The sequence below is a fragment of the Roseateles saccharophilus genome (assembly GCF_031458095.1).
Classification (GTDB): domain Bacteria; phylum Pseudomonadota; class Gammaproteobacteria; order Burkholderiales; family Burkholderiaceae_C; genus Pelomonas; species Pelomonas saccharophila_A.
Genome location: NZ_JAVDXU010000003.1, coordinates 730103 through 749085 on the forward strand (window position 1 = coordinate 730103; position 18983 = coordinate 749085).

Consider the following 18983-nt stretch of genomic DNA (forward strand, 5'->3'; position numbering starts at 1 on the left):
CGGGTATGTCGGCCGGTCCCCCGAGGGGACGGCGATGCTTGCCGGATTGACCGGCAAGCACATCGCCGTCGCGGGCCGGCTAGGGAGCGGCCCGGCGCTCGGCCCGCATAGCAGGAGCCTTTGAGGTGGCGCAAGAAAAACGCGTCGTCTTCCGCTCCCGCTGGCTGCCCTGGCTGCTGCTGGCGCCGCAGGCGGCCGTCATCGGTGTGTTCTTCTTCTGGCCGGCGGCCCAGGCCCTGCTGCAGTCGCTGCAACAGCAGGACGCCTTCGGCCTGTCGACCGAATGGGTGGGCCTGGCCAATTTCCAGGCCCTGTGGGCCGACGCCAGCTACCTCGCCTCGTTCAAGACGACGGCCTTCTTCTCCGTGCTGGTCGCGGTGCTCGGCCTGTCCATTTCGTTGCTGCTGGCCGTCATGGCCAACCGCGTGGTGCGCGGTGCGGGCGTCTACAAGACCCTGCTGATCTGGCCCTATGCCGTGGCGCCCGCCATTGCCGGCGTGCTGTGGCTGTTCATGTTCGCGCCCTCCATCGGCGTCGTGGCCTATGGGCTGCGCGCCCTGGGCCTGGACTGGAACCATCTGCTCAACCCCGACCACGCCATGACCCTCATCGTCATGGCCGCGGTCTGGAAGCAGATCTCCTACAACTTCCTGTTCTTCCTGGCCGGCCTGCAGTCCATCCCGCGCTCGCTGATCGAAGCGGCGGCCATCGACGGCGCCAGCCCCTGGCGGCGCTTCTGGGACGTGACCTTCCCGCTGCTGTCGCCCACCAGCTTCTTCCTGCTGGTCATCAACGTCGTCTACGCCTTCTTCGACACCTTCGGCATCGTCGACGCCGCCACGCAGGGCGGCCCGGGCAAGGAAACGGCCATCCTGGTCTACAAGGTCTATCACGACGGCTTCAAGGCCCTGGACCTGGGCGGCTCGGCCGCACAGAGCGTGGTGCTGATGGTCATCGTCATCAGCCTGACGGTGCTGCAGTTCCGCTTCGTCGAGAAAAAGGTGCAGTACTGATGGTCGAGAGAAAGCCCTGGCTGGACTGGCTGGCCCACGCCATCCTGCTGCTGGGCGTGGCGGTGGTGGCCTTTCCGCTCTACATCACCTTCGTCGCCGCCACCCACACCGCCCAGGACATCGTGCACGCGCCCATGCCGTTGCTGCCCGGCAGCCACCTGCTCGACAACATGGCCACCGCGCTGGGCGGCGGCACGGGCGCGGGCTCCAGCGCGCCGGTGGCCCGCATGATGTGGGTCAGCCTGGTGACGGCCATGGTCATCGCCATCGGCAAGATCGCCATCTCGCTGCTGTCGGCCTTTGCCATCGTCTACTTCCGCTTCCCGCTGCGCCAGCTGTTCTTCTGGGCCATCTTCGTGACGCTGATGCTGCCGGTGGAGGTGCGCATCGGCCCGACCTACCAAGTCGTGGCGGACCTGCACATGCTCAACAGCTTTGCCGGCCTCACCGTGCCGCTGATCGCCTCGGCCACGGCCACTTTTTTGTTCCGCCAGTTCTTCCTGACGGTGCCGGATGAGCTGGTGGAGGCCTCGCGCATCGACGGCGCCTCGCCGCTGCGCTTCTTCAAGGACGTGCTGCTGCCCCTGTCGCGCACCAGCATCGCCGCCCTCTTCGTCATCCAGTTCATCTACGGCTGGAACCAATACCTCTGGCCCCTGCTCGTCACCACCGACGAGTCCATGTATCCGGTGGTCATCGGCATCAAGCGAATGATCAGCGGCGGCGAGGCGGCCAACGACTGGAACCTCGTCATGGCGACGGCGCTGCTGGCCATGATCCCGCCGGCTCTCGTGGTGATCCTGATGCAGCGCTGGTTTGTCAAAGGTTTGGTCGACACCGAGAAATAAATGGCTGCGATCTCCATTCGAAAACTCATCAAGCGGTATGGCCATGGCCCCAAGGCCGTGCAGGTCATCCATGGCGTGGATGCCGAGGTCAAGGACGGCGAATTCGTCGTCATCGTCGGCCCGTCGGGCTGCGGCAAATCCACGCTGCTGCGCATGGTTGCGGGGCTGGAAGAGGTCAGCGAAGGCGAGATCGCCATCGGCACGCGTGTCGTCAACGACGTCGAACCGGCCGACCGCGACATCGCCATGGTGTTCCAGAACTACGCCCTCTATCCCCACATGAGCGTGGCCGAGAACATGGCCTATGGCCTCAAGCTGCGCAAGATGCCCAAGGCCGAGATCGACGAGCGGGTGCAGCGCGCCGCCAAGATCCTGGAACTGGGCCATCTGCTCGCCCGCAAGCCGCGCGAACTGTCGGGCGGCCAGCGCCAGCGCGTCGCCATGGGCCGGGCCATCGTGCGCGACCCGCAGGTCTTTTTGTTCGACGAGCCGCTGTCCAACCTGGACGCCAAGCTGCGCGTGCAGACGCGCCTGGAGATCCAGAAGCTGCACCGCGAGTTGGGCGTCACCTCGCTGTTCGTCACCCACGACCAGGTCGAAGCCATGACCCTGGCCCAGCGCATCATCGTCATGAACGGCGGCCGCATCGAGCAGATGGGCACGCCCGAGGAGGTCTACGGCCAGCCGGCCTCGACCTTCGTCGCCAGCTTCATCGGCTCGCCGGCCATGAACCTGCTGCCAGGCCGCCAGCATGGCGGGCAGTTCCACATCGACGGCGCGGCTCTCGATGTGCCACCCGGCGTGGAAGGCGAATTGACGCTGGGCCTGCGCCCCGAGCACGCCCAGCTCGCCGACCGCGGCTGGCCGCTGCACGTGGAGATGATCGAGATGCTGGGCGCCGAGCGCCTGGTCTACGGCAAGCTGGGGGCCGGCACGCCCTTCACGCTGCGCCTGGACGCCACCCTGCCCTCGCCCCAGCCCGGCGACTGGCTGCATCTGGCCTTCAGCCCCTTGCACCTGCATCGCTTTGACGCCAAGACCGGGCACCGCCTATGAAAACGCATTGGCCCTATCCGCTGTGGCTGGCCCATCGTGGCGCCGGCAAGCTGACGCCGGAGAACACGCTGGCCGCCTTCCGTACGGGCGCGGGCTTCGGATTCCGGGCCTTCGAATGCGACGTCAAGCTCAGCCGCGACGGTCAGGCCTTTCTGCTGCATGACGACACGCTGGACCGCACCACCAGCGGCCAGGGTTCGCCGGCCGAGCAGGATTGGGCCGGCATGGCGCGGCTCGACGCCGGCAGCTGGCACAGCCCGCCGTTTGCCGCGGAACCCCTGCCGCGCTTCGAACAGGTCGCCGCGTTCTGCCAGGCCAATGGCTGCGCGCTGAACGTCGAGATCAAGCCTTGCCCCGGCGAGGAGGCCCGCACGGGCACAGCAGTGGCCCGCGAGGCCGCGCGGCTTTGGGCCGGCGCCCTGCCGCCGCTGTTGAGCAGTTTCAAGCCGGAAGCCATCGCCGCCGCACGTGATGCTGAACCGGGCCTGCCCCGCGCGCTGCTGCTGGACAAGCTCTGGGATGGCTGGCCCGAGGCCGCCGAGTCCCTGCGCGTCGCCGCCGTCATCACCAACTACCGGCTGATGGACCGCGCGCTCATTGAACGCCTGCACGCCAAGGGCTGGCGGGCGCTGGTCTACACGGTCAACGATGCGGCGATTGCCGAGCGGCTGATTGCCGATGGCATCGATGGGATCATCACGGACGCCGTCGATCAGCTCGGACCCGCATGAAACTACGTGACACCCTGCTTGCTTTCGCTCTGCTGCCAGCGCTCAGCCAAGCTGCCCCGCCCTGCACACCGCAAACCGCAATCGACGTCAGCAAGATTGCGCAGCAGATCATCGTCGTCGGCGAGATGCATGGCACCGAGCAGGCGCCGCGTTTGGTCAGCGGGCTGGTGTGCAGCCTGCTGCAATCCGGACACGGCGTCATCCTGGCACTCGAGCGCAATGGCGCCGAACAGCCCGCACTGGTTCGCTACATCGAGTCTTCCGGCTCCGCCGCAGATCGGGCTGCACTGTGGCAGCAGCCGGACTGGCGCAACGCGACGCAGGACGGCCGCAGCAGCGCAGCGCTGATGGCCCTAATCGACGATGTCCGCAAGCTGCGCGGCAGCGGCCAACGCATCGGCATCCTCGCCATGCAGCAGGTCACCACGGAACTTGCGCCCTTGCGCGTCGATGAGAAGACGATGCTGGCAGAGCGCGAGGCCCTGCTGTACAGCCGCATCAACGACCGCAGCATGGCCGACAACCTGTTGGCGGCGGGCGTGCTCTACGGCAACTACAAGATCGTGGCGCTCGCCGGCGGCGTGCACACGGGAACCAAACGACCCGATTGGGCGGAACCGGGCTATCTGCCCATGGGTGCCCTGGTGCTGGCGGAGCGGCCGGCCTACTTCATCGGCTTGCGCTCAGAAGGCGGCACGGCCTGGGTGTGCGGAAGAGGCGGCGTCTGCGGCCCTCGTGAAGTGGGGGCTGGCGCCTTTGTTGCCGCCGACACGAAGATCGATGCGGAGGCCTCCCTTGGCCCTATCACGGCGTCGCCACCAGCGGCAAAGAACCCCTGATCAGGTCTCCCCAACGGTCGCCGTCCGGACCACCAGCAGATCAGGCGATGCGCGAGTAGACGCAGGTGTCGCGCGGATGCCCGTCGACGCCCAGGGCCTCGTTGCGCAGGATGCCCTCGAGCTCGAAGCCGCAGCGCTCGGCGACCGCGCGGCTCCTGGCATTGCGCGGGTCGCAGCGAATCTCGACGCGCCGTGCCGAGAGCTTCTCGAAGGCCATGGCTGCCAGCAGCCTGACGGCCTCGCTGACATGGCCCTGGCCGGCGGCCTCGGGGCGTATCCAGTAGCCGATCTCGAAGCGCCGCACGGCCCAGTCCATGCGGTGCAGGCCGGTGCCGCCCAGCAGCCGGCCGGGACTGCCGTCGGCGCGACGGGCATACATCTGGTAGCTCAGGTCGCGACGCCCGATGAAGTCGGCCTGCATGCGCCGCACGACCAGCTCCGAACTCTCGGCCGTGGGCGCCTCCTGGGCCCAGGGCATCCAGGGCCGCAGATGCGAGAGGGACTGCGTGATGACGACGGCCATCTCGGCGCCGAGGCCGGCCTGAGGCGCCAGCAGCACGGTGCGCTCGCCGTCCAGCCGCTCGGGGATGTCGATGAGAACGGGATCGATGCTCATGCCGTCACCACTTCAACCGGTTTGGGCAACTCGCGCACGCCGCGGATGACCGGGTGGCGCCAGGCCAGGGCGGCCAGCAGACAGGCCCCCACGCCCGAGAAGGCCAGGGCCGAGCGCAGGCCCATATGCTCGCCCAGCCAGCCGCCGATCAGGGCGCCCGGACCGGCGGGCAGCAGGATGAGCCAGCGCATCGTGCTCGTCATGCGGCCCAGCATGGGCGCGGGTGTGACGGCCTGGCGCAGCGACAGGAAGTTGATGAAGATCAGCACGGCACCGACACCGAAGGCGAACAGCATGAGCCCGAAGCTGACCACACCCAGATGACCCGTCGGCGCCAGTGCCAGCTGCAGCCAGCCGACACCGCAGGCCCCATAGCCCAGCACCAGGCAGGGCCCCGGGCCGATGCGGCGGCTGATGCGGTGGCCGAAGATGCTGGCCAGCACCGTACCGGCGCCCAGCGCGATATAGGAGGCCCCAACCGTCTGGGGGCTCAACTGCAGCTCGCGCGTGGCGAACAGGATCTGCACCACCAGCGCCGCGTTGTGGAAGAGCTGCCAGCCCCCGGTGGCCGTGGCCAGGCTGATGAGCAGCTTCTGCGAGCGCACGAAGGCCAGGCCCTCCTTCAGCGAGGCCCAGAAGGGACCACGGGTGAGCGACAGCTGCTCCTTGACGCGGATGCCGCGCAGGATGACGGCCGACGCCAGCAGGGCCAGCGCATCCACGGCCAGGGCCAACGGCGCGCCCAGCAGCTTGATCAGCACGCCGGCCAGGCCCGGGCCCACCACTTCGGCGCCGGAGCCGGCCAGGGCGTTCTTGGCATGGGCCTCGACGAGGCGCTCACGCGGCACGACCTGGGTCAGCACGATCTGCGCGGCACTGCCCGCCGTCGTGTGCACCGTGCCGAGCACGAAGCCGACCACGTAGAGCCAGCCCATGCCCAGCCAGCCCATCCAGGCGGCCAACGGCACGGTGGCCACGGCGACGGCGAGCAAGGTTTCCCCTGCGATATAGACCGGCAGCTTGCGCATGCGGTCCAGCAGCACGCCCGAAGGCAGGGAGAACAGCACGAAGGGCAGGATCTCCATGGCCTGCAGCAGGCCCATCTGCGTGGGGCTGGCGTTCAGCAGCACGGCCGCCGTCAGCGGCAGGGCCAGCATGGTGACCTGCCCGCCCAGCGACGAGATCAGGATGGACGACCACAGCCGCCGATAGACCACGTCGCGCAGCAGATCGCCGGGCGCGAGGGTGAAAAACTGGATCAGACGAGACCACATGGCTTGGCTCTACTCAGGACAACTCGACACGCGGGCATCGCCCACGCGGACACAGCAACGCGCCAGCAAAAGCGCGGTCAGTCGAGGTCGAGGAGCTTGGTCATGCGGGCCATCCTAGCAGTGTGGCCGGACGGTGGCGCGTGCCAACGGTCATGGATTGAGGATGACAAGTTCGGCGAAACCTGTTGCCGCATCGAAAGTGCGCGTCAGCGAACCGGGTGGTAGCGGCGCGACCAGCAGCTCGGCTGTCGTGCGCACCTCGCAGCCGGCGCAGACATGGCCGCCCAGCACACGGCCTGAGGCGTCGGACAGGCTGGCATGGAGGTGAGCGCCGGCCGGCGTCAGGCTGCCGCTCAGCGTCAGGATTTCCAGCGGGCCCTCGATGCGCGTCGACTGCGGTTCACCGGCAAAGCGCAGCTGGGCATGGGACAGGCTGCCAATGCCTGCGACGACAAAGCCGGTGCGCGCCAGCGCCTCCAGCGCGCCGCGCAGGTCATCGCCCGGGTTGAGGCGCAGCGGCTCCACCTTCACCAGCCCACGGCCGCGCCATCACGTCGCGGATCGCTGGCCGCGACATAGCCTTCGACGCCCGGATCGCCCAGGCGCCAGATGAACTGGCCGGCGCCAAAGTCCTGGTAGCTGTCGTGGATGTCACCGATCTCGTGGCCGCGTGCGCGCAGGGCCTCGATGGTGCCCGCGGGCATATGCGGCTCGATGTTGATGGACAGGCCCTCGTTGAACCGCCAGCGCGGCGCATCGCAGGCGGCCTGCGGGTTCTGTCCATAGCTGAGCATGCGCACCAGGGTCTGCAGATGGCCTTGCGGCTGCATATTGCCGCCCATGACGCCGAAGCTCATGACCGGCGCGCCGTCCCGGGTCAGGAAGGCCGGAATGATGGTGTGGAAGGGCCGCTTGCCCGGCGCGACCTGGTTGGGGTGGCCGGCCTCCAGCGTGAAGCAGTGGCCGCGGTTCTGCAGGCTCACGCCGTAGCCCGGCAGCACCAGGCCGGAGCCGAAACCCATGTAGTTGCTCTGGATGAAGCTGACCATCATTCCCGACTCGTCGGCCGCGGTCAGGTAGATGGTGCCGCCCTTGATGGGGTTGCCGGCGCCGAAGACCTGGGCGCGGGCCGGGTCGATGAGCCTGGCGCGCGAGGCAAGATAGCCGGGGTCAAGCAGCTGGTCCGGGCTGACCGTCATGGCGCCCGGCTCCGCGACGAAGCGGTAGACATCGGCGAAGGCCAGCTTCATCGCCTCGATCATCAGATGCTGGGCCTCGGGGCTGTCGACGGCATGCGCCGTGACATTGCAGTGTTCCAGCAGCCCCAGCGCCATCTGCGCCGCAATGCCCTGGCCATTGGGCGGGATCTCGTGCAGGGTGTGGCCGGCAAAGTCCTTGGCCAGCGGCGTGACCCATTCGGGCCGGTAGGCCGCCAGATCGGCCTCAGTCAGCGCACCGCCGGTGTCGCGGGCGAAGCGGGCCAGGGCCTGTGCGATTTCGCCGCGGTAGAAGGTCTCGCCCTTGGACTCGGCAATCAGCTTGAGGCTGCGCGCTGCATCGGCAAAGCGGAACAGTTCGCCCACCTCAGGCGCGCGCCCCCCGGGGAGGAAGGCCTGGGCAAAGCCGGGCTGCGACGTGATCTCGCTCAGGGCTGCGGCCATGGCCCATTTGCCCTGCACGATGGGCGGCACTGCATAGCCGCGCTCGGCAATCTCGATGGCGGGCTGCATCAGGTCGGCAAAAGGCAGCTTGCCGAAACGCTCGCTCAAGGCTATCCAGCCACCCACCGCGCCGGGCACGGTCACGGCCCCCCAGCCGCGCCTGGGCATGACCTGACCCTGGAAGAACTCAGGCGTCCATGCCGACGGCGCAGGGCCCGAGGCATTGAGGCCGTGCAGGCGCTGGCCGTCCCACAGGATGCAGAAGGCGTCCGAGCCCAGGCCATTGCTGCAGGGCTCGACCAGCGTCATGCAGGCCGCCGCGGCGATGGCCGCGTCGACGGCATTGCCGCCCCGGCCCAGCATCTGCAGCCCGGCCTGGGCCGCCAGCGGATGCGAGGTCGACACGAGATTGCGTGCGAACAGCGGGCTGCGGCGGCTCGGGTAGCCGGCGCTCCAGTCGAAGCGGGTTGCGGTGTTCATGGGCGCTGATTCTGCCGGTGTAAGGCTTTGCAACGGCGTCAACGTTGCCTCGCCAGGCCTCGTTGTTGCCCCAAGCTTTCGCGAAGCCGAACCGAAACCTGAAACCACCCTGGAGCCTCAAGATGAACACGCTGAAGACCACCATCGCCACCGCCCTCATCACGCTCGCCTCTGGCGTGGCCCTGGCGCAGAACCCGACTCCGGCCGCCGCCACCACCGCCCCGGCCGCCACGAAGACCACGGCCACCGCCGCCGCTCCCGCCACCACCGTGGCTCAGGCCGCGACGCCGGCTCCCGCTGCCACGCCGGCCGCCAAGCCCGCTCCCGCCGCGACGACCACGGCGCCCGCTGCCCCGACGGCTGCAGCCGCCCCGGCCGACGCCGCCAGCGGTGTCAAGCACGCCGCCAAGCACCACGCCAAGAAGCACGCCGCAGTCAAGACCGACGCGGCCGCCAAGACCGAGACCAAGACGCAGTAAGCGCATCAGCGCTCCGCGCAAGGCCGCAGCCCGCAAAGGCTGCGGCCTTTTCTTTTCAGCGGATCGGGCTCAACTCCTTCAGTGCCTTGACGGCGCCGGCGCCCATGGCGGCGCCAAAGCGCTTGGCCAGGCGCTCCGCGACGTTGTCGCGCGGCGTGTAGTCGATGACGTCTTCGGCCTTGACGACCTCGCGGGCCACGTAGTCCAGATTGCCGAAGCGATCGGCCAGGCCCAGCTTGACGGCCTGCTCGCCATTCCAGAACAGGCCCGAGAAGGTCTCCGGCGTCTCCTTGAGCCGCTTGCCACGGCCTTCGCGCACGACGGCGATGAACTGCTGGTGGATCTGGTCCAGCATGGCCTGGGCATAGCCACGCTGCTTGGCCGTCAGCGGGCTGAAGGGGTCCAGCATGCCCTTGTTCTCGCCAGCGGTCAGCAGGCGGCGCTCGACGCCCACCTTGTCCATCAAGCCGGTGAAGCCGAAGCCGTCCATCAGCACGCCGATGGAGCCGACGACCGAGGCCTTGTCGACATAGATCTCGTCGGCCGCCGCGGCGATGTAGTAGGCCCCCGAGGCGCAAATCTCCTCGACGACGGCGTAGACCGGCTTGTCGTACTGCTTCTTCAATCTCAGGATCTCGTCATAGACGATGCCGGCCTGCACCGGGCTGCCGCCGGGCGAGTTGATGCGCAGCACGACGGCCTGTGCGGCGTCGTCCTTGAAGGCGTCCTTCAGCGCGGCCAGCAGCAGTTCGGCGCTGGCTTCGCTATCCGCCGCGATCTCGCCGCGCACCTCGACCAGGGCGGTGTGCGGCGTGGCCGATGGCGTCACATGCTTGCCCTGCAGCCACAGGCTGTAGACCAGCAGGCCGGCCAGCGTCAACCAGAACAGGCGGAACACCGTGCGCCAGCGCCTCTCGATGCGCCTCTCCTGCAGAAACTCGCGCGCCAGCTGGGCCAGGGCGGCCTCGTGCTGGGGTGCCACCACAGGCGGCGGGGCAGGCACGCCCACGGGCTCTTGCATGGGCGGGGGCAGGGAGTCGTCGGGGGTGTTCATATCAACCTTCGAAAGCAGGTTTGGTGTCGCGGGTCGGGTGCCAGTACACCTCGCCGTCGCGCTCGGTCAGCTCGATCTTGGTCAGGCGCCCGCGGTTGCAAGGGCCCATCAGGCATTGGCCGCTCAAGGGGTCGTAGACGGCGCCATGGATGCTGCACATGATGAAGCGCTTGTCGTTGTCCAGGAACTCGCCCTCCTGCCAGTCCATCTCGGTCGGCACATGGGCGCAGCGGTTCAGATAGGCCACCGCCTTGCCGTCAAAGCGCAGCGCAAAGGCCCGCACGGGCTCGCGCCACTGGATGACATCGAAGCTGACCGCCTTGCCGCGCTCGGGCAGGTCGGCGGAAGCGCACAGGCGCTGCGGCGGCGCGACGTCTTGCTCAGGCATGCTCGATCAGCCAGTCGTGCAGTTCGCGCGTGGAGTGGGCGACGAAGAGCGGCCCGTGCTCGGCAAAGGTCTCGTGGTCGTGGGCGCCAAAGCTGACGCCCACGCTCGGCACGCCGGCGTTGGAAGCCAGCAGCAGGTCGTGCGTCGTGTCGCCGATCATCAGCGTGCGCTCGGGCTCGACGCCGAACTCGCGCATCAGCTCCAGCAGCATCTGCGGATGCGGCTTGGAGCGCGTCTCGTCGGCCGTGCGCGTGCCATCGAACATCTTCGTCAGCTCGGCATGGGCCAGCACCCGGTCCAGGCCCACGCGGTTCTTGCCGGTGGCGACGGCCAGCCAGTGATGGCGTTCCTTGAGCGCCTGCAGCATCTCCAGCGTGCCGTCGAACAGCGCCACCTCGTGCTCGGACGCCAGGTAGTGGTGGCGGTAGCGCAGGCCCAGCTCGCCATAGCGGTCGTGCGACAGGCCCGGCACCACATGTTCCAGCGCATCACGCAGGCCCAGGCCGATGACGTACTTGGCGCGCTCGAACTCGGGCTCGGGTTCGCCGATGTCGACGGCGGCGCGCTGGATGCAGCGGGCGATCAGCGCCGTGGAATCGAAAAGGGTGCCGTCCCAGTCGAAGGCGATGAGGTCAAAACGTTGGGGTCTCATGGGTTCATCAGCTTCGCACACTCGGGGGGCAGAGGCGCTTGCAGCGTCATCTCGGCGCCGGTGGCGGGGTGGTTGAAACGCAGGCTGCGGGCATGCAGGAACATGCGGTCGAACTTCGCGGGTCCGCGCGCCAGCTCGCGGTTGCGCTCGAAGTCGCCGTACTTGGGATCGCCGACTATCGAATGGCCGGCCTGCTGCAGGTGCACGCGAATCTGGTGGGTGCGGCCAGTCTTGATGGTCACGTCCAGCAGGCTGAAGCGCGGCGTCTTCTGCATGATCTTGACGAGGCTGATCGAGCGCTTGGCCTCCTCCTCGCCTTCCTTGCCCGGGCGCACCCAGCGCTCGCCGTCGCTGCCGACGAACTTCACCAGCGGCACGTCGATGACCTTGAGCTTCTCGGGCCAATCGCCCCAGACGAGTGCCGCGTAGGTCTTGCCCGTTTCGCGGTCACGCAGCTGGTCCTGCAGATTCGTCAGCGCGCTGCGCTTCTTCGCGATCATCAACAGGCCCGAGGTCTCCTTGTCCAGGCGATGCACCAGTTCGAGGAACTTGGCCGTCGGCCGGGCGCGGCGCAGGGCCTCGATGACGCCATAGCTGACACCCGAGCCGCCGTGCACGGCCACGCCGGCGGGCTTGTCGATGACGAGCAGGTGCTCGTCCTCGAAGACGACAGGGAACTCGCGCGCCGGCGCCTCGGGCTGGGCCGCGCGCTCGGGCAGGCGCACCGGCGGGATGCGCACCTCGTCACCGATCGCCAGCCGGGTGTCGGCCTGGGCCCGGCCCTTGTTGACCCTCACCTCACCCGCGCGGATGACGCGGTAGACATGGGTCTTGGGGACGCCTTTGAGCTCGCGCAGCAGGAAATTGTCCAGGCGCTGGCCGGCCGATCCTTCGTCCACGATGACGCGCCGGACCGCGGGTTTGTCCGTACTCACGGCGGCTGCCGACCCCGTGGCAGGGGCGGTATTGCCTGCCCCTATAATCCTTTTCACCACGTTGCTGCCGTAAGTGTTTGATTCTTTTGATTTTAGCGGCGACAACGCGGGGCCCGAAGGGCTTGCCCCTCGGGTCACAACAGGCGATGCAACGCATCCTGCGGCCGACAGGCAGTTTCCCCAAGTGAAACGGCGGTTGGCGGCACGGTGTGGCAGAGCGATGACACCCGGAACCCACCGGCCTCTCTTCAACGGCCTCGAAGCCCAAAGAGATCCGGTTGCCGAACAAGGTTTTCACGGCGCGAGAAAGCGCGGTACCCACCGCAACAGCTCGCGCCAGCGTCCAGCCCTCCTTCGCGGATGAGCCCTTTCCTCCCCCACCCGATGCGCCCCGCCGCGCGACCCCAGCCAGAAGCTGCGGTGGTCGTCCGGCCCGGCGTGCTCGCGTTCACGCGCGGCTGGGTCGAGGCAGAGCTTCCCTGCGCATGAAGGCCCGGTCGCATGCGCCAACGCCGCTCGGCGTCTGACCTCCGTCAGAAACCCGAGCGGTCCAGGGCACTCCTTCCACGGTTCCACGCCGTCGCTCGTGCGTCTTGAACGCCACCTTTGGGTGGCATGACGTGGCGCGTTCCTGCACGGGACGCGCGAAGGAGTGATGACATGAAACGCATGCTGATCAATGCGACGCAGCCGGAAGAGCGGCGCCTCGCGATCGTTGATGGCCAGAAGCTGCTGGACTTCGAGACCGAAATCGAAGGCCGCGAGCAGCGCAAGGGCAATATCTACAAGGCCGTCGTGACGCGGGTCGAGCCCTCGCTCGAAGCCTGCTTCGTCGACTATGGCGAGGACCGCCACGGCTTCCTGCCCTTCAAGGAAATCTCGCGCCAGTTCTTCCGCGAAGGCACCGACGTCAAGAACGCGACCGTCAAGGACGCGATCAAGGAAGGCCAGGAACTGCTGGTCCAGGTCGAGAAGGAAGAGCGCGGCAACAAGGGTGCGGCGCTCACCACCTTCATCTCGCTGGCCGGCCGCTACCTGGTGCTGATGCCCAACAACCCCCGCGGCGGTGGCGTTTCGCGCCGCATCGAGGGCGAGGACCGCGAGGAACTGAAGGAGAACCTCGACCAGCTCGAGTACCCCAAGGGCATGAGCCTGATCGCGCGCACCGCCGGCATCGGCCGCACCGCGCCCGAGCTGCAGTGGGACTTGAACTACATGCTCAAGCTCTGGACCGCGATCGACGACGCGGCCAAGGGCGGCAAGGGTGCCTACCTGATCTACCAGGAATCCAGCCTGGTGATCCGCGCCATCCGCGACTACTTCACGTCCGACATCGGCGAGATCCTGATCGACACGGACGACCTGTTCGAGCAGGCCCACCAGTTCATGAACCACGTGATGCCCGACCAGGGCCATCGCGTGAAGCGCTACCGCGACGACGCGCCGCTGTTCAGCCGCTTCCAGATCGAGCACCAGATCGAGACGGCCTTCAGCCGCACGGTCAACCTGCCCTCGGGCGGCGCCATCGTCATCGACCACACCGAAGCCCTGGTTTCGGTCGACGTCAACTCGGCCCGCGCCACGCGCGGCGGCGACATCGAGGAGACGGCGACCCGCACCAACCTCGAAGCGGCCGACGAAATCGCCCGCCAGATGCGCCTGCGCGACCTCGGCGGCCTCATCGTTGTCGACTTCATCGACATGGAGGAGAGCAAGAACCGCCGTGACGTCGAGCAGCGCCTGCGCGACGCCCTGCGCCAGGACCGTGCCCGCGTGCAGTTCGCCTCCATCAGCAAATTCGGCCTGCTGGAAATGAGCCGCCAGCGCCTGCGCCCGGCCCTGAGCGAAGGCAACCACATCACCTGCCCGCGCTGCAACGGCACCGGCCACATCCGCGACACCGAGTCCTCGGCGCTGCAGATCCTGCGCATGGTCCAGGAAGAGGCCATGAAGGACAACACCGCCGCCGTGCATGTGCAGGTGCCGGTGGAGGTCACGAGCTTCCTGCTCAACGAGAAGCGCACCGAGATCACCAAGATCGAACTCAAGCAGCGCGTCACCGTGCTGCTGGTGCCCAACAAGCATCTCGAGACGCCCAACTACAAGCTGGAGCGCCTGCGCCACGACGACCCGCGCCTGGAGAACCTGCAGGCCAGCTACACGATGATCGAGGAGCCGGACGACGAGGTCGGCATCACCCGCCGTGACGCCGGCGACAAGAAGAACAAGCAGGAGCCGGTCATCAAGGGCATCCTGCCCGAGCAGCCCGCACCGGTGGCGGCTCCCGCACCTGTGGCAGCCGCTCCGGCTCCCGTCGTGGCCCCGCCGCCCCCGGCGCCGGCGCCTGCCGAGTCCAAGGGCTTCTTCAGCCGCCTGTTCAGCTTCTTCGGCGGCGGCGCTGCCGCCCCGGCACCGGTGCCGGCCGTCGAGGCCCCCGCAGCAGCACCGGCCACGACCGACAAGCCCAAGCGCGAAGGCGGCCGTGACGGCCGTCGCGACGGTGGCCGCCGTGGCGAACGCGGTGAGCGCGGTGAACGTGGCGAGCGCAGCGAACAGCGTGGCCAGGGCGGCCGCCGTGACGGCAAGTCCGGCGAAGGCCGTGGCGAGCGCGGTGACCGCAAGCCGCGTGCCGAAGCTGGCAGCGACAAGCCCGAACAGCAGCAGCGCCCCGAGCGCGGCGAGCGTGCCGAACGCGGTGAGCGCCCCGAGCGGGGTGAGCGCGGCGAACGCGGTGAGCGCCGCCCGCGCGGCGAGCGCCAAGAGCGTCCGGCCGCCGAAAGCGTGGCAGCGCCGGTCACCGCAGCACTGAGCGAAGACCTGGCCGCCGTCCATGACGCGCCACCCGCTTTCGTCGACAGCCAGGCCGAAGGCGCCCTGCCCCCGACCGGCGACACGCCGGCCGGCGAAGAGCGCCAGGGCCGCGGCCGCCGCCGCCGCCGTGGGGGCCGCGACCGCGACGACCAGGCCGGCGCCAGCGCCGAAGGCGTGGTGGAAGCCGGCACGGAAGCGCCCGCGGACGCCGCGGCTGAAGCCGCCCCGGCCGCCGAGGGCGATGACGCAGAAGGCCATGGCCGCGAAAGCCGCCGCCGTGGGGGCCGCAACCGCAATCGCAACCGCCGTGAGGAAGGCGCCGTCGAAGGCCAGGAAGCCGCCGCCGATGAGCAAACCGCCGCCCCGGTGCAGAGCTCGCTGATCGAGGACGCGATGGCCAGCGCGGCCACGCCTGCCGCGCCGGCCCCGGCGCCGGTGGTGGCTCCGCCGCCGCCCGCTCCCGCACCCGCACCGGTCGTCGAAGCCTTCAAGCTGCCCATGGGCGAGCTGCAGGCCATCGCCGAAGGCGCCGGCCTGCAATGGGTCAACTCCGACGCCGACAAGATTGCTGCCGTCCAGGCCGCCATCGCCGCCGAGCCGGCGCCGGCCCCGCTGGGCCGCGAGCCGGCAGCCGTCGTCGTCGTCGACGAAGGCCCGCTGGTGCTCGTGGAAACCCGCAAGGATCTGAGCCAGGTGAAGCTGCCTTTCGAGGCATGATTCGAGTCGGCTGATCCCCTCCTCAGGAACGCCGCTCGGCCACAAGCCGGGCGGCGTTCTCACATTTCAGCGCCCAACCCCGAGGCTCCCCATGACGACCACTCTCACCGCCGACGCCGCCACCGCGGCTCGCCCCGCGGCCAAGATGCCGCCGCAGATCCCCTACATCATCGGCAACGAAGGATGCGAGCGCTTCAGCTTCTACGGCATGCGCAACATCCTGACGGTCTTCCTGATGACCAGCCTGCTGCTGGCCGTGCCGGAGTCCATGCGCAAGGCCGAGGCCAAGGAGGTCTTCCACACCTTCGTCATCGGCGTGTATTTCTTCCCGCTGCTGGGCGGCTGGCTGGCCGACCGCTTCTTCGGCAAATACCCGACCATCTTCTGGTTCAGCATCGTCTACTGCGCGGGCCACGCCTGCCTGGCGCTGTTCGACGACAACATCCGCGGCTTCTACTTCGGCCTGTTCCTGATCTCACTCGGCTCGGGGGGCATCAAGCCGCTGGTCAGCAGCTTCGTCGGCGACCAGTTCGACAAGAGCAACCGCACGCTGGCCCAGAAGGTCTATGACGCCTTCTACTGGATCATCAACTTCGGCTCGTTCTTCGCGTCGCTGTTCATGCCCATCCTGCTGAAGGAATTCGGCCCGCGCGTGGCCTTCGGCATCCCAGGCCTGCTGATGCTGGTGGCCACGGTCATCCTTTGGAGCGGCCGCCAGAAATATGTGCACCAGCCGGCGCGCGGCGCCAATCCGGACAGCTTCATCAAGGTGGTCTGGACGGCGCTGAAGGCCGGCGGTCTCGGCATGGGTGTCGCCATCCTCGGCCTGCTCGGCGCGGCCTATAGCCTCAGCCAGATGGGTGGCCTGGGCTTTGTGCCGGCCGTCTGCCTGGCCCTGGTGCTGGTGATGGGCTTTGGCGGCCTGGGCGCCTCGCTGCAGCTGGACCGTGCCCGCGGCGTGCATCCCGACGAGGCCGTCGACGGCGTGCGCGCCGTGCTGCGTCTGCTGGTGCTGTTCGCTCTCGTCACGCCCTTCTGGTCGCTGTTCGACCAGAAGGCCTCGACCTGGGTGCTGCAGGCCGACCAGATGGTAAAGCCGGGCTGGTTCCAGTCTTCCATGATGCAAGCCCTGAACCCGGCCCTGGTGATGATCCTCATCCCCTTCAACAACCTGGTGCTCTACCCGCTGGTGGAAAAGATGGGCGTCAAGGTCACAGCGCTGCGCCGCATGGGTCTGGGGATTGCGCTGGCCGGCGTGGCCTGGATCGTCGTCGGCATCATGCAGCTGTGGCTGGATGGCGGCGAGAAGGTCAACATCGTCTGGCAGGTGCTGCCCTATGCCATCCTGACCCTGGGCGAGGTGCTGGTCTCGGCCACCGGCCTGGAGTTCGCCTACAGCCAGGCACCGCTGTCCATGAAGGGCACCATCACCAGCTTCTGGAACCTGTCGGTGACCATCGGCAATCTGTGGGTACTGCTGTCCAACGTCAGCGTGAAGAGCCCGGGGGCGCTGGAGGCCATCAAGTCGACGGGCTACAGCGAGACGGCCTGCCTGATGTTCTTCTTCGCCGGCTTTGCCTTGGTAGCGGCAACATTGTTTGGCCTGGTCGCGCGGCGCTATCCGATGCAGGACAACTACCGGAATTGACGTTTTGCGGTGAATAGCCACATCGGTTTTGGCGCCGGGTGTCAGTAAGCTGCGCCCCGCCATGACCGACGCCCGCTCTCCCCGCCCCTACGTCGACCCCACGCAAGTCGACCACGATCTGCTGCCGCGCGCCGCGCCCGAAGCGGCGCCCGAACCGGCCGCCTGGCAACAGGCCTCGAACCGTCCGCGCCCGGCCAGTGCCGCCAGGCCGAAACGGCCGACGCGCGCCGCCCGGGAATCGAGCCGCGGCTATTTCGCCCGCCACTGGCATGGCGAGATGAGCCTGGTGCGCAGCTACTGGGTCAACAATATCCTGGTGGCCATGCCCCTGGCCTTCCTGCTGACGGGCCTGATGACCTGGATCAGCGTCAAGGGCGACTCGCTGCAGATCAGCGCCATCGTGCTGCTGCTGGGCGTGCCGCTGCTGATGTCTCTGGATGTCTGGTGCATCGTCGGCGGCTGGCGCTCGGCGGCCAACTATCTGCGCGAAGACGGCTCGGCGCTGTGGGGCTGGCTGGCCCGCATCTCGCTGGCCCTGGGCGCCCTGCAGCTGGGCCTGTCCATCGTCTTCGGCTTCCTGCCCAGCGTGGGCGAGTACTGGTCGATGGCCCGCGGCGTCGACCCGCTGGGCCAGGCCAAGTTCAGCTTCTCCCCCGATGGCCGCAGCCTGAAGCTGCAGGGCGTCATCGGCATGGGCGACGGCGAGCGCATGCGCCAGTTGCTGGCCAGCGACGCGGCCAAGGAGCTCAAGCGGGTGGAGCTGGAGTCTCCAGGAGGCCGCGTGCGCGAGGCCGAACGCATGGCCGCCGCTCTGAAGTCGCACGGTCATGCCAGCCGCGCCGTCGGCACCTGCGCCAGCGCCTGCACCCTGGTCTTCCTGGCCGGCCAGCCGCGTCATCTCACGCCGACGGCCGAGCTGGGCTTCCACCGCGCCTCCACCGGCACCTACAACCCCGTCTTCGAGGAACTGGCCAACCAGCAGCTGGCCAAGACCTATACCGAGCTGGGCCTGCCCCAGCCCATGATCGACAAGACCCTGCGCACGCCGTCGCGCAGTATGTGGTTTGTGCCGCGCGAGGAGCTGCTCTCCTATTCGCTGATCGCACCGTCGCCGCGCACCTTGGCCGTGCCCCTGCCGGATGCCAACGCCAAGCCCAGCGATCTCAACGACGCCCTGCATATGCATCCCGTCTGGGAGGCCCTGGACAGGCGCACGCCGGGCATGGTGGACGAAGTCGCCAAGCGCATGTGGGAGGCCCGCACGGCCGGCGCGGGCGACACTGAGGTGCAGGCCACCGCCCTGCCCCTGCTGGCGCGCCAGATGCCGGACCTGATCAACGGCACCGACCCCATCCTCCGCCGGCGCTATGTGCAACTGGTGGCCGAGCAGCTGAAGGCCCTGCGCGGCGCCAACGGCATCGGCGCCTGCCGCGACCTGGTCGAGGGGCGCTTGAGCGCGCGCCCGCAACTGCCGGAGGAACTGCAGGTCCAGGAGGCCCAGTGGGTGCGGGACGCGGCCGAGGGCACGCCGGCGCGTCGGCAATACAAGCCGGCCAGCGCCATCGAGATGGAGGTGCTGGAGCGCTCGGTCGGGCCCAGCGCCCTGGGCATGCTGTCCCGCCTGTGGGCCGATGTGCCCGACGCCGCCAAGCCCGGCCCGAGCTGCGATCCCGTCATCGCCATGCTGGATCGCCTGCAGGCCCAGCCGCCGGCCCGCCGCGACCTCGCCGCCCGCCTGCTCTTCCAGCCATCGCGCTGATCAGGACCGCATAAGTCGGCTT

At 68.4% G+C, this 18983-nt stretch carries 17 protein-coding genes; 9 read left to right on the forward strand and 8 right to left on the reverse strand.

Going from position 1 to position 18983, the window contains the following annotated elements; translation table 11 throughout:
- The first annotated feature begins 125 nt into the window (after positions 1-125).
- From ugpA to J2X20_RS22285, 5 genes are read left to right on the forward strand one after another with little or no spacing between them, the layout of a single operon-like run.
- Positions 126-1013, forward strand: a complete 888-nt coding sequence (gene ugpA, locus J2X20_RS22265) for a sn-glycerol-3-phosphate ABC transporter permease UgpA (protein ID WP_310269652.1) — start codon at positions 126-128, stop codon at positions 1011-1013.
- Positions 1013-1861 carry a sn-glycerol-3-phosphate ABC transporter permease UgpE gene (gene ugpE / locus J2X20_RS22270; protein WP_310269655.1) on the forward strand — a complete coding sequence of 283 codons (849 nt, stop codon included), beginning with the start codon at positions 1013-1015 and terminating at the stop codon, positions 1859-1861. The genes ugpA and ugpE overlap by 1 nt, the downstream gene beginning before the upstream one ends.
- Positions 1862-2917: a sn-glycerol-3-phosphate import ATP-binding protein UgpC gene (locus J2X20_RS22275; RefSeq protein WP_310269657.1), complete on the forward strand. Its 1056-nt coding sequence runs from the start codon at positions 1862-1864 to the stop codon at positions 2915-2917.
- A complete protein-coding gene (gene ugpQ, locus J2X20_RS22280; protein ID WP_310269659.1) occupies positions 2914-3648 on the forward strand; it encodes a glycerophosphodiester phosphodiesterase in 735 nt (244 codons plus the stop codon). Before J2X20_RS22275 ends, ugpQ begins: the two co-directional genes overlap by 4 nt.
- Positions 3645-4487, forward strand: a complete 843-nt coding sequence (locus tag J2X20_RS22285) for a TraB/GumN family protein (RefSeq protein ID WP_310269662.1) — start codon at positions 3645-3647, stop codon at positions 4485-4487. Before ugpQ ends, J2X20_RS22285 begins: the two co-directional genes overlap by 4 nt.
- Positions 4488-4527: 40 nt before the next feature.
- On the opposite strand, the gene J2X20_RS22290 is transcribed toward J2X20_RS22285, so the two are convergent.
- The 4 genes from J2X20_RS22290 to J2X20_RS22305 form a co-directional block, all read right to left on the reverse strand.
- Positions 4528-5103 (reverse strand): GNAT family N-acetyltransferase, encoded by a 576-nt coding sequence (locus J2X20_RS22290; RefSeq protein ID WP_310269664.1) that lies wholly within the window; start codon positions 5101-5103, stop codon positions 4528-4530.
- The gene (locus J2X20_RS22295; RefSeq protein ID WP_310269666.1) at positions 5100-6377 is read right to left on the reverse strand and encodes an MFS transporter; all 1278 of its coding nucleotides are present in this window, start codon (positions 6375-6377) and stop codon (positions 5100-5102) included. The genes J2X20_RS22290 and J2X20_RS22295 overlap by 4 nt, the downstream gene beginning before the upstream one ends.
- Before the next feature lie 150 nt (positions 6378-6527).
- Positions 6528-6908 (reverse strand): PPC domain-containing DNA-binding protein, encoded by a 381-nt coding sequence (locus J2X20_RS22300; protein ID WP_310269669.1) that lies wholly within the window; start codon positions 6906-6908, stop codon positions 6528-6530.
- On the reverse strand, positions 6905-8518 hold the full coding sequence (locus J2X20_RS22305; RefSeq protein ID WP_310269672.1) for a gamma-glutamyltransferase family protein: 1614 nt from the start codon (positions 8516-8518) through the stop codon (positions 6905-6907). Before J2X20_RS22305 ends, J2X20_RS22300 begins: the two co-directional genes overlap by 4 nt.
- 122 nt (positions 8519-8640) lie before the next feature.
- Between J2X20_RS22305 and J2X20_RS22310 the strand changes: the two genes are divergently transcribed.
- Positions 8641-8997 carry a hypothetical protein gene (locus J2X20_RS22310; protein WP_310269674.1) on the forward strand — a complete coding sequence of 119 codons (357 nt, stop codon included), beginning with the start codon at positions 8641-8643 and terminating at the stop codon, positions 8995-8997.
- 55 nt (positions 8998-9052) lie between these two features.
- Here the strand turns inward: J2X20_RS22310 and J2X20_RS22315 are convergent, their stop codons facing one another.
- Genes J2X20_RS22315 through J2X20_RS22330 form a run of 4 tightly spaced genes read right to left on the reverse strand, consistent with a single transcriptional unit; the run spans position 9053 to position 12026 of the window.
- Positions 9053-10051, reverse strand: a complete 999-nt coding sequence (locus J2X20_RS22315) for a S49 family peptidase (protein WP_409034187.1) — start codon at positions 10049-10051, stop codon at positions 9053-9055.
- A 1-nt stretch (position 10052) separates the two neighbouring features.
- The gene (locus J2X20_RS22320; protein WP_310269676.1) at positions 10053-10439 is read right to left on the reverse strand and encodes a Rieske (2Fe-2S) protein; all 387 of its coding nucleotides are present in this window, start codon (positions 10437-10439) and stop codon (positions 10053-10055) included.
- Complete coding sequence (locus tag J2X20_RS22325; protein WP_310269678.1) at positions 10432-11091, reverse strand: HAD family hydrolase; 660 nt, start codon at positions 11089-11091, stop codon at positions 10432-10434. Before J2X20_RS22325 ends, J2X20_RS22320 begins: the two co-directional genes overlap by 8 nt.
- Positions 11088-12026: an RluA family pseudouridine synthase gene (locus J2X20_RS22330; protein WP_310269680.1), complete on the reverse strand. Its 939-nt coding sequence runs from the start codon at positions 12024-12026 to the stop codon at positions 11088-11090. The genes J2X20_RS22325 and J2X20_RS22330 overlap by 4 nt, the downstream gene beginning before the upstream one ends.
- Positions 12027-12686: 660 nt before the next feature.
- Here J2X20_RS22330 and J2X20_RS22335 point away from each other — a divergent pair.
- The 3 genes from J2X20_RS22335 (at position 12687) to J2X20_RS22345 (ending at position 18961) form a co-directional block, all read left to right on the forward strand.
- Entirely contained in the window at positions 12687-15554 is a 2868-nt protein-coding gene (locus J2X20_RS22335) for an Rne/Rng family ribonuclease (protein WP_310269683.1), read from the forward strand.
- A 91-nt stretch (positions 15555-15645) separates the two neighbouring features.
- The gene (locus J2X20_RS22340; protein WP_310269686.1) at positions 15646-17202 is read left to right on the forward strand and encodes a POT-type proton-dependent oligopeptide transporter; all 1557 of its coding nucleotides are present in this window, start codon (positions 15646-15648) and stop codon (positions 17200-17202) included.
- 61 nt (positions 17203-17263) lie between these two features.
- Positions 17264-18961: a COG3904 family protein gene (locus J2X20_RS22345; RefSeq protein WP_310269689.1), complete on the forward strand. Its 1698-nt coding sequence runs from the start codon at positions 17264-17266 to the stop codon at positions 18959-18961.
- Positions 18962-18983: the final 22 nt, after the last annotated feature.

Bases quoted from the DNA above. Each gene is read 5' to 3' on its own strand.
- ugpE (WP_310269655.1), top strand. From the start codon at position 1,013: ATGGTCGAGAGAAAGCCCTGGCTGGACTGGCTGGCCCACGCCATCCTG.
- J2X20_RS22275 (WP_310269657.1), top strand. From the start codon at position 1,862: ATGGCTGCGATCTCCATTCGAAAACTCATCAAGCGGTATGGCCATGGC.
- ugpQ (WP_310269659.1), top strand. From the start codon at position 2,914: ATGAAAACGCATTGGCCCTATCCGCTGTGGCTGGCCCATCGTGGCGCC.
- J2X20_RS22285 (WP_310269662.1), top strand. From the start codon at position 3,645: ATGAAACTACGTGACACCCTGCTTGCTTTCGCTCTGCTGCCAGCGCTC.
- J2X20_RS22290 (WP_310269664.1), bottom strand. From the start codon at position 5,103: ATGAGCATCGATCCCGTTCTCATCGACATCCCCGAGCGGCTGGACGGC.
- J2X20_RS22295 (WP_310269666.1), bottom strand. From the start codon at position 6,377: ATGTGGTCTCGTCTGATCCAGTTTTTCACCCTCGCGCCCGGCGATCTG.
- J2X20_RS22305 (WP_310269672.1), bottom strand. From the start codon at position 8,518: ATGAACACCGCAACCCGCTTCGACTGGAGCGCCGGCTACCCGAGCCGC.
- J2X20_RS22310 (WP_310269674.1), top strand. From the start codon at position 8,641: ATGAACACGCTGAAGACCACCATCGCCACCGCCCTCATCACGCTCGCC.
- J2X20_RS22315 (WP_409034187.1), bottom strand. From the start codon at position 10,051: ATGAACACCCCCGACGACTCCCTGCCCCCGCCCATGCAAGAGCCCGTG.
- J2X20_RS22320 (WP_310269676.1), bottom strand. From the start codon at position 10,439: ATGCCTGAGCAAGACGTCGCGCCGCCGCAGCGCCTGTGCGCTTCCGCC.
- J2X20_RS22325 (WP_310269678.1), bottom strand. From the start codon at position 11,091: ATGAGACCCCAACGTTTTGACCTCATCGCCTTCGACTGGGACGGCACC.
- J2X20_RS22335 (WP_310269683.1), top strand. From the start codon at position 12,687: ATGAAACGCATGCTGATCAATGCGACGCAGCCGGAAGAGCGGCGCCTC.
- J2X20_RS22340 (WP_310269686.1), top strand. From the start codon at position 15,646: ATGACGACCACTCTCACCGCCGACGCCGCCACCGCGGCTCGCCCCGCG.
- J2X20_RS22345 (WP_310269689.1), top strand. From the start codon at position 17,264: ATGACCGACGCCCGCTCTCCCCGCCCCTACGTCGACCCCACGCAAGTC.